Origin of the sequence: Streptomyces sp. NPDC086519 (assembly GCF_040686075.1) — a bacterium.
GTDB lineage: Bacteria > Actinomycetota > Actinomycetes > Streptomycetales > Streptomycetaceae > Streptomyces > Streptomyces shenzhenensis.
Genome location: NZ_JBFBJL010000075.1, coordinates 25,950 through 40,797, shown reverse-complemented (window position 1 = coordinate 40,797; position 14,848 = coordinate 25,950). Strand labels below are relative to the sequence as shown.

The 14,848-nt window shown below is 70.1% G+C and carries 13 protein-coding genes, 1 pseudogene and 1 riboswitch; of the genes and pseudogenes, 9 read left to right on the top strand and 5 right to left on the bottom strand.

All coding sequences use genetic code 11. The features are described from left to right. Window positions 1–160: pseudogene (locus AB0P24_RS41220) on the top strand (glucosamine-6-phosphate deaminase); the annotation flags it as partial. Window positions 161–291: 131 nt separating this feature from the next. Further along, on the top strand, window positions 292–828 hold the full coding sequence (locus AB0P24_RS41215) for a GNAT family N-acetyltransferase (RefSeq protein ID WP_365803389.1): 537 nt from the start codon (window positions 292–294) through the stop codon (window positions 826–828). Window positions 829–870: 42 nt separating this feature from the next. Here AB0P24_RS41215 and AB0P24_RS41210 read toward each other — a convergent pair whose 3' ends face one another. The 4 genes from AB0P24_RS41210 to AB0P24_RS41195 form a co-directional block, all read right to left on the bottom strand. Further along, complete coding sequence (locus AB0P24_RS41210) at window positions 871–2,379, bottom strand: glycoside hydrolase family 3 N-terminal domain-containing protein (RefSeq protein WP_365803387.1); 1,509 nt, start codon at window positions 2,377–2,379, stop codon at window positions 871–873. Between the two features lie 9 nt (window positions 2,380–2,388). After that, complete coding sequence (locus AB0P24_RS41205) at window positions 2,389–3,231, bottom strand: carbohydrate ABC transporter permease (protein WP_365803385.1); 843 nt, start codon at window positions 3,229–3,231, stop codon at window positions 2,389–2,391. Continuing rightward, window positions 3,228–4,202, bottom strand: coding sequence for a sugar ABC transporter permease (locus AB0P24_RS41200; RefSeq protein ID WP_365803383.1), 975 nt, complete (start codon window positions 4,200–4,202; stop codon window positions 3,228–3,230). Before AB0P24_RS41200 ends, AB0P24_RS41205 begins: the two co-directional genes overlap by 4 nt. Window positions 4,203–4,406: 204 nt before the next feature. Beyond that, window positions 4,407–5,696, bottom strand: coding sequence for an extracellular solute-binding protein (locus tag AB0P24_RS41195; RefSeq protein WP_365803381.1), 1,290 nt, complete (start codon window positions 5,694–5,696; stop codon window positions 4,407–4,409). Window positions 5,697–6,055: 359 nt separating this feature from the next. Here AB0P24_RS41195 and AB0P24_RS41190 point away from each other — a divergent pair, with 359 nt between their 5' ends. The 6 genes from AB0P24_RS41190 (at window position 6,056) to AB0P24_RS41165 (ending at window position 13,632) form a co-directional block, all read left to right on the top strand. Further along, window positions 6,056–6,820, top strand: a complete 765-nt coding sequence (locus AB0P24_RS41190; protein WP_365803379.1) for a GntR family transcriptional regulator — start codon at window positions 6,056–6,058, stop codon at window positions 6,818–6,820. A 316-nt stretch (window positions 6,821–7,136) separates the two neighbouring features. Then, the gene (locus AB0P24_RS41185) at window positions 7,137–7,412 is read left to right on the top strand and encodes a DUF3311 domain-containing protein (protein ID WP_365803377.1); all 276 of its coding nucleotides are present in this window, start codon (window positions 7,137–7,139) and stop codon (window positions 7,410–7,412) included. Further along, window positions 7,409–9,037, top strand: coding sequence for a monocarboxylate uptake permease MctP (mctP, locus tag AB0P24_RS41180; protein WP_365803375.1), 1,629 nt, complete (start codon window positions 7,409–7,411; stop codon window positions 9,035–9,037). Before AB0P24_RS41185 ends, mctP begins: the two co-directional genes overlap by 4 nt. A 418-nt stretch (window positions 9,038–9,455) precedes the next feature. Then, window positions 9,456–9,962: a GNAT family N-acetyltransferase gene (locus AB0P24_RS41175; RefSeq protein ID WP_365803373.1), complete on the top strand. Its 507-nt coding sequence runs from the start codon at window positions 9,456–9,458 to the stop codon at window positions 9,960–9,962. Window positions 9,963–10,039: 77 nt separating this feature from the next. Next, window positions 10,040–10,118, top strand: a riboswitch (cobalamin riboswitch). A gap of 146 nt (window positions 10,119–10,264) precedes the next feature. Beyond that, window positions 10,265–12,619: a ribonucleoside-diphosphate reductase subunit alpha gene (locus AB0P24_RS41170; RefSeq protein ID WP_365803371.1), complete on the top strand. Its 2,355-nt coding sequence runs from the start codon at window positions 10,265–10,267 to the stop codon at window positions 12,617–12,619. Further along, complete coding sequence (locus AB0P24_RS41165; RefSeq protein WP_365803369.1) at window positions 12,619–13,632, top strand: ribonucleotide-diphosphate reductase subunit beta; 1,014 nt, start codon at window positions 12,619–12,621, stop codon at window positions 13,630–13,632. Before AB0P24_RS41170 ends, AB0P24_RS41165 begins: the two co-directional genes overlap by 1 nt. On the opposite strand, the gene AB0P24_RS41160 is transcribed toward AB0P24_RS41165, so the two are convergent. Then, entirely contained in the window at window positions 13,545–13,787 is a 243-nt protein-coding gene (locus AB0P24_RS41160; RefSeq protein WP_181805583.1) for a hypothetical protein, read from the bottom strand. The two genes, AB0P24_RS41165 and AB0P24_RS41160, sit on opposite strands and share 88 nt — an antisense overlap. A 93-nt stretch (window positions 13,788–13,880) precedes the next feature. On the opposite strand from AB0P24_RS41160, the gene AB0P24_RS41155 reads away from it, so the two are divergent. Next, entirely contained in the window at window positions 13,881–14,846 is a 966-nt protein-coding gene (locus AB0P24_RS41155) for a helix-turn-helix domain-containing protein (RefSeq protein ID WP_365803367.1), read from the top strand. The last annotated feature ends 2 nt before the right edge of the window (window positions 14,847–14,848 follow it).

Sequence of the window (14,848 nt, the reverse complement as noted above, 5' to 3'; positions counted from 1 at the left end):
GACGGTGGAGGGGCCGGTCGCCGCGGTGTGCCCGGCGTCGGCGCTGCAACTGCATCCGCACGCCACGGTGGTCGTCGACGAGGCCGCGGCGTCCAAGCTGAAGTTCGCGGAGTATTTCCGGTACACCTTTGCCAACAAGCCGGACTGGCAGGGGATTTAGCGGATTCGTCTGCCGGGTTCGGTGCGCAGCGGGCTGACCGTGAGGGGTGGGTTGCTCGCGCCCACGCGGCGGAGCCGCACGTCGATACAGCACCGCGCCCCGTCGGGGCGCGGTGGGGTAGGTTGCGCGCCATGACTGTGTTAGGAACCGGCGCCTGGCCGCCTGATCCGATCAAGACCGAGCGGCTGGTGCTTCGCGAGTCCGAGGCCCGGGATCGCGCGGTGGTCATCGAGCTGAACGCGTCGCCCGAGGTGAGTGCCTACCTCGGTGGGCCCCGACCGCGTGACGAGCTCGAACGCACGGTGCCCGAGGTGCCCGGGCGGCGCCCCGGTTTCTTCGTGGTGGAGCTCGACGGGGCGGCGATCGCCACCGTCGAGCTCAAGCCGCACGCCCCCGAGCGTTCGCCCGACCGCCGGGCGGCCGGGGAGACCGAGCTCGGCTACCTGTTCCTGCCGCAGGCGTGGGGACACGGGTATGCCACCGAGGCCTGCGCGGCGGCGCTCGACTGGTTTGCCGGCGTGCTTCCCGGTGAGCCGGTGGTGCTCTACACCCAGACCGCCAACGTCCGCTCGATGCGCCTCGCGGCGAAGCTCGGGTTCACCGGACTGGAGCGTTTCCAGGCGTGGGGTGCCGAGCAGTGGTTCGGCGTGCGGTCCCCGGCCCGGTGACGGTACCGGTGCCGGTGCCGGGGACCACCCGGATGGGACGCGCTACGCGCTGACACCCGCGATGACCTCGGCCGCCGCCACGCCGCACACCCGTGCCGCGCCGTGTGTCGCGATGTGCAGGGCGCCCCGGGGCGCGGCCTGGGGCAGGCCCATCTCCACCACGATCGTGTCGGGGCGGGCCTTGAGCAGGGTGTCCAGGGCCCTGCCCATCCAGGGGTGACGGTGTTCGTCGCGTACCACCGCGACGACACGGCGCTCCCCCGCCGCCGTGATCGCCGCGTGGCCCGCGTCCGCGCCCGCGAAGCTGCCGGTCTCGGTGCCGGGCAGGAGGCGGGTCAGCTCGACGGCCACGCCCCAGGGTGTCTCCGTGCCCACGGCGATGTTGGTCTCGGGGGTGAGGGCGGCGACGAAGAAGGGCCCGGTCGGCGGTGCGGAAGGGTCGACGCGCGTCACATGAAGCGCTCGCCGGGCGGCGACGAGGCCGATGTCCGTCAGGGCGGGGTCCGGGTGCGCCGCCGGGGCGGTGGCCGTCCAGTTCGCCAGTGCCCGTACCCGCTGCGCCGCGTCCGCCAGGCGCTCCTCGGGGAGTTCGCCGGAGCGGACCGCCGCGACCAGGGCGTCGCGCAGCCGTCGTACCGTCTCGTCGTCCGAGAGGCCGCCGCCCACGCAGATCGCGTCGGCTCCGGCGGCGATCGCCAGCACGCTGCCGTGTTCGATGCCGTAGGTCCCGGCGATGGCCCGCATCTCTATGCCGTCGGTGACGATCAGGCCGTCGTAGCCGAGTTCGCCGCGGAGCAGGTCGGTCAGGACGCGGTGGGACAGCGTCCCGGGCCGGGACGGGTCCAGGGCGGGGACCAGGATGTGCGCGCTCATCACCGCGCGGGTGCCGGCGGCGACGGCGGCGCGGAAGGGGACCAGCTCGCGGGCGCGCAGGACCTCGGCGGTCGCGTCGATGCGGGGCACGGCGAGGTGGGAGTCGACGGCGGTGTCGCCGTGGCCCGGGAAGTGCTTGGTGCAGGCCGCCACCCCGGCCGCCTGGAGGCCGGTGACGTAGGCGGCCGTGTGACGGGCGACCAGGTCCTGGTCGGCGCCGAAGGAGCGGACGCCGATGACCGGGTTGGCGGAGTTGGAGTTCACGTCGGCGGACGGGGCCCAGTTGAAGTTCACCCCGCAGGCGGCGAGGCGGCGGCCCAGTTCGAGGGCGACCTGCCGGGTCAGCTCCGGGTCGTCGACGGCTCCGAGGGCGTGGTTGCCGGGGAAGGAGGAGCCGGTGCGCACCTCGAGGCGGGTGACGTCGCCGCCCTCCTCGTCGATCGCCACCAGGACGTCGTCCCGCTCGGCGCGCAACTGGGCGGTGAGAGCCGCGAGTTGCTCGGCCGAGACGATGTTGCGGCCGAACACGCCCACGGCGGCCAGGCCTTCGCCGAGCCGGCGCAGCAGCCAGTCGGGGGCGGTGGTGCCGGTGAAGCCCGGCTGGAGGACGGTCAGCGCGTCGCGCGTGAGTCTGTCTTTTGAATTGAACGCAGCCGTACCGCTGGCGAATGTCGTCATCGGACGCGGTTATCCCTTCACGGCGCCCGCGGTGAGGCCCGCGGCCATCTTGCGCTGAACGAGGAGGAAGAGGACGACGATCGGCACGGCCATCATCGTGGCGCCGGCCATCATCGGGGCGTATTCGGTGCCGTGCTTGGTGGAGAAGTTGGCGAGCCAGACGGTCGCGGTCTGGTGCTCCTGGCTGAGCAGCATCAGGGCGTAGAGGTATTCGTTCCAGGCCTGGATGAAGGCGTAGACCGAGGTGGCGACCATGCCGGGGGCGAGCAGCGGGAAGACCACGCGGATGAAGGCGCCGGTGCGGGAGCAGCCGTCGACCATCGCGGCCTCCTCCAGCTCCTTCGGGATGTTGACGATGAAGCCCCGCAGGGTCCACACCGTGAACGGCAGGATGAAGGTCAGGTAGGTGATGATCAGGCCGCTGAGCTTGTCGTACTGGTCCAGGGCGTTGAGGAGCAGGAAGACCGGGATGATCATGGCAACCAGCGGGACCATCTGGACGGCGAGGATGCCGACGATCACGACCTTCCGGCCGCGGAAGGCGAACCGGGAGATGGCGAGGGCGGCCAGCAGGCCGATGACCATGCCGATCACGACGACCGAGAGGGAGACGATCAGGCTGCGGCCGACCGGGCCCCAGAAGTCGGCGATGTCCAGCGCGCGGCGGAAGTTGGACAGGGTGATGCCGGTGGGCAGCAGGCTCGGGTCCGGGTCGATGGCGTCCTTCGCCGGCTTGAAGGCCGTGTTGACCATCCAGTAGACGGGGAAGCCGGCGACCACGAAGACGAGGAGGCCGAGGAGGTTCCAGCCGGCCTTCGACTTCCTGCGGCCGGGGGTGGCGACGGTGCTCATTCGACCTCTCCGATCTTCAGCATCTGGCGCATGTACACGGCGACGACACCGAGCAGGAGGAGCACGGTGAGCAGGGCGATCGCGGAGCCCTGTCCGTAGTCGTTGACCACGAAGGCGCGGTCGTAGGAGTAGGTGGTCAGCAACTGGAACTCGGGTTCGGGGTGGCCGCCGCGCATCACGAAGACCTGCGGGAAGACGCCCATGTCCCAGATGACCGACAGCGTCGTGAGCATCACGATGATCGGCTTGAGGATGGGGAGCGTGACGTAGCGGAACACGCCCCAGGCGCCCGCTCCGTCGAGCCGGGCCGCCTCCTCCAGTTCCCTGGGGACCTGGGTCAGGCCGGCGCCCAGCGTGATGACCACGAAGGGCACGGCCCCCCACACCACCAGGAGCATGATCACGGCCAGGCCCTGTGGTCCGCTGGCGAACCAGTTGTGGCCGATCATCTGCACGCCCGGGAGCTTGCTGAGCAGGGCGTTGAGGATGCCGTAGTCGGAGTCGAAGAGCCACTTGAAGAGCGTGGTGGCGACGATGACGGGCATGCCCCAGCTGGCCACCAGCACGATGTTGACCAGCGTCTTCACCCAGCCGGAGACGCGCTGCAACAGCAGGGCGACGAGCATGCCGATCACCATGGTGAAGACCACGCAGCCGACGGCGAAGACGATCGTGCGCAGCACCACCTGCCAGAACTCGCTGTCGCCCAGCACCTCGGAGAAGTTGCCGAACCCGACCCACTCGGCCGGCTTGAACCCCCACAGCTGGGACTGCCCGAACTCCTGGAAGGAGAGGGCGACCAGCCGGTAGAGGGGGTAGCCGAGGACGAGCCCGAGGATCGCCAGGCAGGGCGCGAGCAGCAGCCAGGGCACGGCGGGCCCGCCGGGGCGCCGGTTCACGCGCGGTCTCTGCGGGGCGTCCGGTGGCGGTGCCGGCACCTTGGCGGGTGTGGTCGTATCAACGGCACTCATCGTGCGCTCCTCAGACAGATCGAGTCAGGCCCACAGCGGCGCGCCCTTTCAGGGGGCGCGGGACGGTATCCATATGCGGCTACCGCCGCGTGCGCGCAACCAGCCACAACGAACCGGGACCAGCCCACCGGCCCGACGCGGCACTTTCCGACATCACCACCGGCCGGACCTGACCCCCCGTCGGCCAGGCCCGGCCGCAGGCCGCTAGTTGGTGCTGTTGATGACCTTGTCGATGGCCGCGTCGGCCTCCTTGGCCGCCGCCTCGACCGTCTCCTTGCCGGTGCCGATGTTCTGCAGCATGTTCTGCAACACCTGCGCCTTCTCGACCTGGCCCCAGCCCGGCGCCATCGGCACGAACCAGTTGGACTCGGCCGCCTCGGCCGGCACCGCGGTCGCCGGGTCGCTCTTCAGCGTCGCGAGGTCGGTCTTGTTGTTGGGCAGGTTGCCCTTGGCCATCAGGCCCTTCTGGCCGGAGGGACCGGTGAACGCGTTGATCCACTCGGCGGCGACGGCCTGCGCCTTGGACTTCACCGGGACGGCGAGGTCGGAGCCGCCCAGGAAGACCGGCATGCTCTTGCCGGACGGACCGGGCATCACGAAGTTGACGAGGTTGTCCTTCAGCTTGCCGCCGGTCTTGTCGTTCTTCGGGTCGGCCGCCGTCGCGCCCTCCCAGGCGGCACCGAAGATCATGGCCGACTTGCCCTGGCCGTAGACGATGTACCGGTCGGACTCGTCCTTGGTCTTGTCACCGTGCATGTACTTGTCGATGACGTTCTTGAACTCGGTGAGGCCCTTGACGGACTCGGCCGAGGAGAGGTTGCCCTGCCACTTGCCGCCGTTCTCCACCGCGATGGACCCGCCGGCGTCGTAGACGAAGGACATGGCCGCGTACCAGTCGCGGGTGGGCTGGTACCAGGCGCTGAACTTGCCGCCTTCCTTCTTCTGGATCTTGTCCAGGTCGGCGGTCAGCTCGGCGTAGGTCGTCGGCGTGGTCTTGATGCCGGCCGAGGCGGCGATGTCCTTGCGCCAGTTGGCGACGCGGCCACCGGCGTAGTACGGCACGCCGTAGGTCTTGCCCTGGTAGGTGACGGAGGCCTTGAGGCCGTCGAGCCACTGGCCGGAGTTGGTGAACTGGGCTGCGTCGACGGGGGCGAAGGCGCCCTTGACCATGTAGCTGAGCATCTCGGTGTTGCCCATCTCGACCACGTCGGGGGCCTTGTCCGTGGCGAGGACGGCGTCCAGCTTGGTGTTCTTGTCCGGCCAGCCGTAGTACTCGTGCTTGATCTTGATGCCGGGGTGCTTCTTCTGTACGGCGGCGTCGGCGGCCTTCACCAGGTTCGGCCAGTTGTTCTGCGCGTCCACCGTGAGCCAGACGGTCAGCTCCTTGGCGTCCGAGCCCTGCGCCTTGTTGTCGTCCTTGCTGTCGTTGCCACACGCCGCGATGGAGACGACCATGCCCGCGATACCAATCGCGGCTATCAGCTTGCGCTTCACGCCACCCTCCTCAGGGATGCCACAAACCCCCCTGCCTCCCCGCACGAGCGTTGGGCCGGGACCTGGACCAATGGTGTAGACCAGTGCGGGAAGCTTGGCCCAGACCACCAGGCCTGTCAAGGGCGGTCGAATAGGCTCCGACCAGCCGTTATGCGACCTACATATGCAGGAACCTTTAAGTAAGAACCCCTCGAAAACCCGAGGCGCGGACGAGACAATTCCGGTAGACCACTCGAGTGATGGACTAGACCAGAACAGTCCGCGACGGTATACAGAGGGGATCACGCAGCGTGCAGGGCGAATCCCGGTACGCTGCCGTGCCAGCGAGGCGAGCAGCACCGGAGCCGGGAAGGCGGAGCATGAGCACCGACGTCAGCAGTGCGGAGAACGAGAGCGGGACAGCCGTCCGTACCGCGCGCGTGCCCAAGTACTACCGCCTGAAGAAGCACCTGCTCGAGATGACCGAGACACAGGCCCCCGGCACCCCGGTCCCGCCCGAGCGCACCCTGGCCGCCGAGTTCGACACCTCCCGCACCACCGTCCGCCAGGCCCTCCAGGAACTGGTGGTCGAGGGCCGCCTTGAGCGCATCCAGGGCAAGGGCACCTTCGTCGCCAAGCCCAAGGTCTCCCAGGCGCTCCAGCTCACCTCGTACACCGAGGACATGCGGGCCCAGGGACTGGAGCCGACCTCGCAGCTGCTGGACATCGGCTACATCACCGCCGACGACCGGCTCGCCGGCCTGCTCGACATAAGCGCCGGCGGCCGGGTGCTGCGCATCGAGCGGCTGCGGATGGCCAACGGCGAGCCGATGGCGATCGAGACCACCCACCTGAGCGCGAAGCGCTTCCCGGCCCTGCGCCGCTCGCTCGTCAAGTACACGTCCCTGTACACCGCCCTCGCCGAGGTGTACGACGTCCATCTCGCCGAGGCCGAGGAGACCATCGAGACGTCGCTGGCGACTCCGCGCGAGGCCGGCCTGCTCGGCACCGACGTGGGCCTGCCGATGCTGATGCTCTCCCGGCACTCCCTGGACCACGAGGGCCAGCCGGTGGAATGGGTGCGCTCGGTGTACCGCGGCGACCGCTACAAGTTCGTGGCCCGGCTCAAGCGGCCGGTGGAGTAAGGCCTGGCCGGGGCCGGGTCGGCTGGGGGTCCGGGGGTTACCCCCCGGGAGAACACAGCGTGGCCCGGCTCAAGCGGCCGGTGGAATGAGGCCCGGCCGGGGCCGGGTCGGCTCAAGCGGCCGCAAGAGCGAGGCGTTCGCACCCGCGTCGTACCCGGTCTCTCCTGACGACGCGTCACCCTTCTCCACCAAATCGACATGCCGATATGCGGATGAGGTCTTCCGCTGACCTCACGCGTTCGCCATGATTGCCTGCGCATTACGCAGGTGAACAACGGTGATCGCCGTGCGGTCAGTGAGGGGACGGAGCCGCGAGATGTCAGATGCGTCCGATGTGACCAAGGCGGCGGTGGTGACGCCTCTGCGCGTCGCCATCGCCCTGTGCCTGATAGCGCCCTTCGTGGCGATGCTGTGGGTGGGCTCGTACTCCAAGACGGACCCGGTGTTCATCGGGATCCCGTTCTTCTACTGGTACCAGATGCTGTGGGTGCTGCTCTCCACCACGCTCACGATGATCGCCTACCAGCTGTGGCAGCGTGACCAGCGCGCCCGCAAGGCCACCGCGCGCGCGAACGGGGGTGCGGCCAAGTGAAGGACGGTGTGAACGGCGTCGCGCTCGGCGTCTTCGTCTTCCTCTTCCTGGCCGTCACGGCCATAGGTTTCTGGGCCGCGCGCTGGCGCAAGGCCGAGAACGAGCACTCCCTCGACGAGTGGGGCCTCGGCGGCCGGTCGTTCGGAACCTGGATCACCTGGTTCCTGCTCGGCGGCGACCTGTACACCGCGTACACCTTCGTCGCCGTGCCGGCGGCGATCTACGCGGCGGGCGCGGCCGGGTTCTTCGCGGTGCCGTACACGATCCTGGTCTACCCGCTGATCTTCACGTTCCTGCCGCGCCTGTGGTCGGTCTCGCACAAGCACGGCTATGTGACGACCTCGGACTTCGTGCGCGGCCGCTTCGGCTCCAAGGGCCTCTCGCTGGCCGTCGCGCTGACCGGCATCCTGGCGACGATGCCGTACATCGCGCTGCAACTCGTGGGCATCCAGGCGGTGCTCGACGTGATGGGCGTCGGCGGCGGCGACGGCACCAACTGGTTCGTGAAGGACCTCCCGCTCCTCATCGCCTTCGGCGTGCTGGCGGCCTACACCTACTCCTCCGGCCTGCGTGCCCCCGCCCTGATCGCCTTCGTGAAGGACACGCTGATCTACATCGTCATCGCGGTGGCGATCATCTACATCCCGATCAAGCTGGGCGGCTTCGACGACATCTTCGCCAAGGCGGGCGCCGCGTTCGCCCAGACCAACCCGGCCACCGGCAAGCCGCGCGGCGCACTGGTCCCGGCGCAGGCCGGCCAGTGGACGTACGCCACCCTGGCGCTGGGCTCCGCGCTGGCCCTGTTCATGTACCCGCACTCGATCACCGCGACGCTCTCCTCCAAGAGCCGTGAGGTGATCCGCCGCAACACCACGATCCTGCCGCTGTACTCCCTGATGCTGGGCCTGCTCGCCCTGCTGGGCTTCATGGCCATCGCGGCCGGCGTCAAGGTCACCAACGGCCAGCTGGCCATCCCCCAGCTGTTCGAGAACATGTTCCCGGACTGGTTCGCCGGGGTCGCCTTCGCCGCGATCGGCATCGGCGCCCTGGTCCCGGCGGCCATCATGTCCATCGCGGCCGCGAACCTCTTCACCCGCAACATCTACCGGGACTTCATCAAGCCGGACGCCACGCCGAAGCAGGAGGCCCAGGTCTCCAAGCTGGTGTCCCTGCTGGTGAAGGTCGGCGCGCTGGTCTTCGTCCTCACCATGGACAAGACGGTCGCCATCAACTTCCAGCTCCTCGGCGGCATCTGGATCCTGCAGACCTTCCCGGCCCTGGTCGGCGGCCTGTTCACCCGCTGGTTCCACCGCTGGGCCCTGCTGGCGGGCTGGGCGGTCGGCATGGTCTACGGCACGGTCGCCGCGTACGGGGTGGCCTCCCCCACCCAGAAGCACTTCGGCGGCTCCTCCAAGGAGATCCCCGGCATCGGCGAGATCGGCTACATCGGTCTCACCGCGTTCGTCCTCAACATCGCCGTCACCGTGGTCCTGACCTTCGCCCTGAAGGCTTTCAAGGCCCCCGAGGGCATCGACGAGACCAGCCCGTCGGACTACACGGCGGACGCGGGCGACGCGGGCGTGGAGGTCGAGCTGCCGCCGGCCGTCGCGGGATCCGCGCACTGACGAGACCCGGCCGGGCGCACCCGCGGCTGTTCGCGGGGGCGCCCGGCCTTCGCGTCCCGGAAGCGGTCCGGTTCGCGGACGCGTGTGCTCACCCGGGTGCCGGGGGCGGGTGGTGCCGAGGTACCGCGCCGAGCTCCGGCACCGCCGAGCTCCGGCCGCAGCGTCTCTGGGCCCGTGCGGTGCAGGGCGGGAGCGGCGTCCCCGGGCCCTCGGCGTCCCCGGGCCCTCGGCGTCCCCGGGCCCTCGGCGTCCCCGGGCGCTCGGCGTCCCCGGGCGCTCGGCGTTCCCGGAGACGAGCGGGTGGGGCCTGCGGGTGCGCCATGCCGCGGCCGCCGGGCGACGACCTGGGCGGCCTCCTCGCCGGCGGGTGCCGGACGGTTCCCGTCCTGGTGTCAGTGGCCTCCGGCAGACTCGCACCATGGACATCACGATCCGGTCCGCGGACCCCACCGAGTACGCCGCTCTGGGCGAGATAACCGCCCAGGCCTACCTCCAGGACGGCCTCCTCGACTACGGCGAGGGCGACGCGTACCTGCCCGTGCTGAAGGACGTGGCGCGCCGGGCGGCCGCCGCCGAGGTGCTCGTCGCCGTGGACGGCGAACGGCTCCTCGGCGGAGTCACGTTCGTCTCCGGCCCCGGCCCGATCGCCGACATCGCACGCCCCGGCGAGGCCGAGATCAGGGCGCTCGCGGTCGCGCACGAGGCCCGCGGCCGGGGCGCCGGTGAGGCCCTCGCGCGCGCCTGCGTCGACCGCGCACGGGCCACCGAGGGCTGCACGGCCGTCGTCCTGTCGAGCCAGCGCGGCATGCACACCGCGCACCGGATCTACGAACGTCTCGGCTTCGTCCGGACACCGGAGCGGGACTGGAATCCCCTGCCGCACCTGGACGACATCACTCTCCTCACCTACCAGTTGACGCTCTGACACCAGCGCGACACAACATCTGGGGGTGACATGACGACCCGGCACCAGATGTATGCTCATGCTCGCTGTCGCCGCAGGGGAATCCGGTGCGAATCCGGAACTGTCCCGCAACGGTGTACTTGTGCACGTCTGTGCACAGGAGTCAGTCCGAGGACCTGTCGACAGCACGCCCGGCCACCCGGTCAGGGCGTTGTGACGTCCGGGCCTCGTGGAGTGGGCCAGGGTCCCGACACGTGCCCGCGCGCGTTCGTGCTGCCCCCTGCCCTCCGCCAGGCCCCGTGCCGAGCGAGGGAGAGCCCCACGTGACCATCGCGCCAGCCGACCCGGCTTCAGCGACCACCTCTGCGGAAGAGGACGGTCCCGGTACCGCGCTGCTGCGGACCCTGGCCGAGCTGACCGCCGACCTCCCCGACGCCGACCCCGGCCGGGTCGCCGCCGCCGCGTTGCGTGGCCGGTCCGCCCGGGCCGACGACGCGGAGTTGCGCGAGCTGGCCACCGAGGCCGCCGCCGGTCTGATCTCGGAGGACCCCGCCTACTCACGGCTGGCCGCGCGCCTGCTCACCGTCTCCATCCGCGCCGAGGCCGCCTCGCAGGGCGTGACGTCCTTCACCGGGTCCGTCGCGGTGGGGCATCGGGAGGGGCTCATCGCCGACCGGACCGCCGACTTCGTACGGCTGCACGCCCGGCGTCTGGACACGCTCGTCGACCCCGCCGCCGACGACCGCTTCGGCTACTTCGGCCTGCGCACGCTGCACAGCCGTTACCTGCTGCGGCACCCGATCACCCGCAAGGTCATCGAAACCCCCCAGCACTTCATGCTCCGCGTCGCCGCCGGCCTCGCCGAGGACGACAGCGCCAGGTCGGTCGACGAAGTCGCCGCGCTCTACGGGCTCATGAGCCGCCTCGACTACCTCCCGTCCTCCCCCACCCTCTTCAACTCCGGCACCCGGCACCCCCAGATGTCGTCCTGCTACCTCCTCGACTCGCCGAAGGACGAGCTGGACTCGATCTACGACCGCTACCACCAGGTGGCCCGGCTCTCGAAGCACGCCGGCGGCATCGGCCTCTCGTACAGCCGCATCCGCTCCCGCGGCTCCCTGATCCGTGGCACCAACGGGCACTCCAACGGCATCGTGCCGTTCCTGAAGACCCTGGACGCCTCGGTCGCCGCGGTGAACCAGGGCGGCCGGCGCAAGGGCGCGGCCGCGGTCTACCTGGAGACCTGGCACTCCGACATCGAGGAGTTCCTGGAACTGCGCGACAACACCGGTGAGGACGCCCGCCGTACCCACAACCTCAACCTCGCGCACTGGGTCCCGGACGAGTTCATGCGCCGGGTCGACGCCGACCAGCGGTGGTCGCTGTTCTCCCCCGCCGACGTGCCGGAGCTGGTGGACCTGTGGGGCGCGGAGTTCGACGCGGCCTACCGGGCGGCGGAGGAGAAGGGCCTGGCCCGCAAGACCATCCCGGCCCGTGACCTGTACGGCCGGATGATGCGCACCCTCGCGCAGACCGGCAACGGCTGGATGACCTTCAAGGACGCGGCCAACCGCACCGCGAACCAGACCGCCCTGCCCGGGCACGTCATCCACTCCTCCAACCTCTGCACGGAGATCCTGGAGGTCACGGACGACGGCGAGACGGCGGTCTGCAACCTGGGGTCCGTGAACCTCGGCGCGTTCGTGAGCAACGGGGACATCGACTGGGAACGGCTCGACGACACCGTCCGCACCGCCGTCACCTTCCTCGACCGGGTCGTCGACATCAACTTCTACCCGACCGAGCAGGCGGGCCGGTCCAACGCCAGGTGGCGGCCGGTCGGCCTGGGCGCGATGGGGCTCCAGGACGTCTTCTTCCAGCTGCGCCTGCCGTTCGACTCCCCCGAGGCCAGGGCCCTTTCGACCCGGATCGCCGAGCGGATCATGCTCGCCGCGTACGAGGCGTCCGCCGGCCTCGCCGAGCGCGGCGGCCCGCTGCCGGCCTGGGAGAAGACCCGTACCGCGCAGGGCGTACTGCACCCCGACCACTACGGCGTCGAGTTCACCTGGCCGGAGCGCTGGGCGGCGCTGCGCGCCCGGATCGCGGCCACGGGCCTGCGCAACAGCCTCCTTCTCGCCATCGCGCCCACCGCCACCATCGCCTCGATCGCGGGCGTCTACGAGTGCATCGAGCCGCAGGTCTCGAACCTCTTCAAGCGCGAGACGCTGTCCGGTGAGTTCCTCCAGGTCAACTCCTACCTGGTGCAGGACCTCAAGGACCTCGGCGTCTGGGACGCCCGCACCCGCGAGGCGCTGCGCGACGCGGGCGGCTCGGTGCAGGACTTCACGTGGATCCCCGAGGACGTACGGCGCCTCTACCGCACGGCGTGGGAGATCCCGCAGCGCGGCCTGATCGACATGGCCGCGGCCCGCACGCCGTACCTGGACCAGGCCCAGTCCCTGAACCTGTTCCTGGAGACGCCGACCATCGGCAAGCTCTCCTCGATGTACGCGTACGCCTGGAAGTCGGGCCTGAAGACGACGTACTACCTGCGCTCGCGCCCGGCGACCCGGATCGCCCGCGCCGCCCGAGCCACCGTCCCCGTGCAGGCCACCCCGGACCCCGAGGCCGTCGCCTGCTCCCTGGAAAACCCCGAGTCCTGCGAGGCCTGCCAGTAATGACCAGCCGTAACCAGAACCTTCTCGATCCGGGCTTCGAGCTGACCCTGCGCCCCATGCGCTACCCGGACTTCTACGAGCGCTACCGGGACGCCATCAAGAACACCTGGACCGTGGAGGAGGTCGACCTCCACTCGGACGTCGCCGACCTCGCCAGGCTCAGCCCCGCCGAGCAGCACCTGATCGGCCGGCTGGTCGCGTTCTTCGCGACCGGTGACTCGATCGTCGCGAACAACCTGGTGCTGACGCTGTACAAGCACCTCAACTCCCCCGAGGCCCGGCTGTACCTCTCCAGGCAGCTGTTCGAGGAGGCCGTCCACGTCCAGTTCTACCTGACCCTCCTGGACACCTACCTCCCCGACCCGGAGGACCGCACGGCCGCGTTCGCCGCCGTCGAGAACATCCCGTCCATCCGCGAGAAGGCGGAGTTCTGCTTCCGGTGGATGGACTCGGTGGAGAACCTGGACCGCCTGGAGTCCCGGGCCGACCGGCGGCGCTTCCTGCTCAACCTGATCTGCTTCGCCGCGTGCATCGAGGGCCTGTTCTTCTACGGCGCCTTCGCGTACGTCTACTGGTTCCGCAGCCGGGGTCTGCTGCACGGTCTCGCCACCGGCACCAACTGGGTGTTCCGGGACGAGACGATGCACATGAGCTTCGCGTTCGAGGTCGTGGACACCGTCCGCAAGGAGGAGCCGGAGCTCTTCGACGACGAGCTCCGGCAGCAGGTCACCGACATGCTGCGGGAGGCCGTCGAGGCGGAGCTGCAGTTCGCCCGGGACCTGTGCGGGGACGGCCTGCCGGGCATGAACACGGACTCGATGCGCCAGTACCTGGAGTGCGTCGCCGACCAGCGGCTCGGCCGCCTGGGCTTCGCCCCGGTGTACGGCTCGGAGAACCCGTTCTCCTTCATGGAGCTTCAGGGCGTTCAGGAGCTGACGAACTTCTTCGAGCGGCGTCCGTCCGCGTACCAGGTGGCGGTGGAGGGCACCGTCGACCTGGACGAGGACTTCTGAGCCTCCCGCTTCCCGCGGCCCTCATGGGCCTGCCTGATCTGCCGGTCGATGCGGCGGTCGCGCAGGATGCCGAGCACGGACGGCAGGGCCATGAGGACCAGGATGCCGAGGACCAGGACCATTCCGATGAGACCTTCGATCTGGTGTGCGTTCATGGACACCACTGTGACGCTCCATGCTCCTTACCGTGAGTGGCAGCACTGCCACACACCCTCGAATTACTGCCAGCCGCGAGGCACACTGGCAGCATGCTGAGGAACGTGGCGACAGTGCTTCTCGACGGCGTGCACCCCTTCGAGCTGGGGGTGGTCTGCGAGGTCTTCGGCCTCGACCGCTCCGACGAGGGGCTGCCGGTGTACGACTTCGCGGTGGTCTCGGCGGAGGGGCCGGCGCTCGGCACCCACGTGCCCGGCCTCACCGTGTCCACGCCCTACGGTCTCGACCGGCTCGAGGAGGCCGATCTGATCGCGGTGCCGGCCTCGGAGGCCAATGCCACCCGGGACCACCCGCCCGAGCTGCTCGACGCGCTGCGCCGGGCGGTGGACCGGGGGGCCAGGGTGCTCAGCGTCTGCTCCGGTGTCTTCGTGCTCGGCGCGGCCGGGCTGCTGGACGGGCGCCGGTGCGCCGTGCACTGGCGGCACGCGGAGCTGCTGGCCCGCCGCTACCCGCGCACCCGGGTCGAGCCGGACGTGCTGTACGTCGACGAGGACCCGGTGATCACCTCGGCGGGCACCTCGGCCGGCATCGACGCCTGTCTGCACATCGTGCGCAAGGAGCAGGGCCCGGAGGTCGCCAGGAAGATCGCCCGGCGGATGGTGGTGCCCCCGCACCGGGACGGCGGCCAGGCCCAGTACATCGAGCGCCCGTTGCCCGAGGGCCCCTGCGACACGGTCGGCGAGGTGCTGGCCTGGATGACGGAGCATCTCGACGAGGAGGTCACCGTCGAGCAGCTGGCCGCCCGCGCCCTGATGGCCCCGCGCACCTTCGCCCGCCGCTTCCAGCAGGAGACCGGCACCACGCCGTACCGCTGGATCCTGCGGCAACGGGTGCTGCTGGCGCAGGAGTTGCTGGAGGGGACAGACGAGACGATGGACGCCATCGCGGGCCGCACCGGCTTCGGGACGGCGGCCGCGCTGCGGCACCAGTTCGTGAGGTCGCTGGGTACCACGCCGCACGCCTACCGGCGCGCGTTCCGGGGCCCTCAGGCCGCCTGAGC

Coding starts and splice junctions, on each gene's coding strand:
- AB0P24_RS41215 (WP_365803389.1), top strand. CDS start 292: ATGACTGTGTTAGGAACCGGCGCCTGGCCGCCTGATCCGATCAAGACC.
- AB0P24_RS41210 (WP_365803387.1), bottom strand. CDS start 2,379: ATGACGACATTCGCCAGCGGTACGGCTGCGTTCAATTCAAAAGACAGA.
- AB0P24_RS41205 (WP_365803385.1), bottom strand. CDS start 3,231: ATGAGCACCGTCGCCACCCCCGGCCGCAGGAAGTCGAAGGCCGGCTGG.
- AB0P24_RS41200 (WP_365803383.1), bottom strand. CDS start 4,202: ATGAGTGCCGTTGATACGACCACACCCGCCAAGGTGCCGGCACCGCCA.
- AB0P24_RS41190 (WP_365803379.1), top strand. CDS start 6,056: ATGAGCACCGACGTCAGCAGTGCGGAGAACGAGAGCGGGACAGCCGTC.
- AB0P24_RS41185 (WP_365803377.1), top strand. CDS start 7,137: ATGTCAGATGCGTCCGATGTGACCAAGGCGGCGGTGGTGACGCCTCTG.
- AB0P24_RS41175 (WP_365803373.1), top strand. CDS start 9,456: ATGGACATCACGATCCGGTCCGCGGACCCCACCGAGTACGCCGCTCTG.
- AB0P24_RS41165 (WP_365803369.1), top strand. CDS start 12,619: ATGACCAGCCGTAACCAGAACCTTCTCGATCCGGGCTTCGAGCTGACC.
- AB0P24_RS41160 (WP_181805583.1), bottom strand. CDS start 13,787: ATGAACGCACACCAGATCGAAGGTCTCATCGGAATGGTCCTGGTCCTC.
- AB0P24_RS41155 (WP_365803367.1), top strand. CDS start 13,881: ATGCTGAGGAACGTGGCGACAGTGCTTCTCGACGGCGTGCACCCCTTC.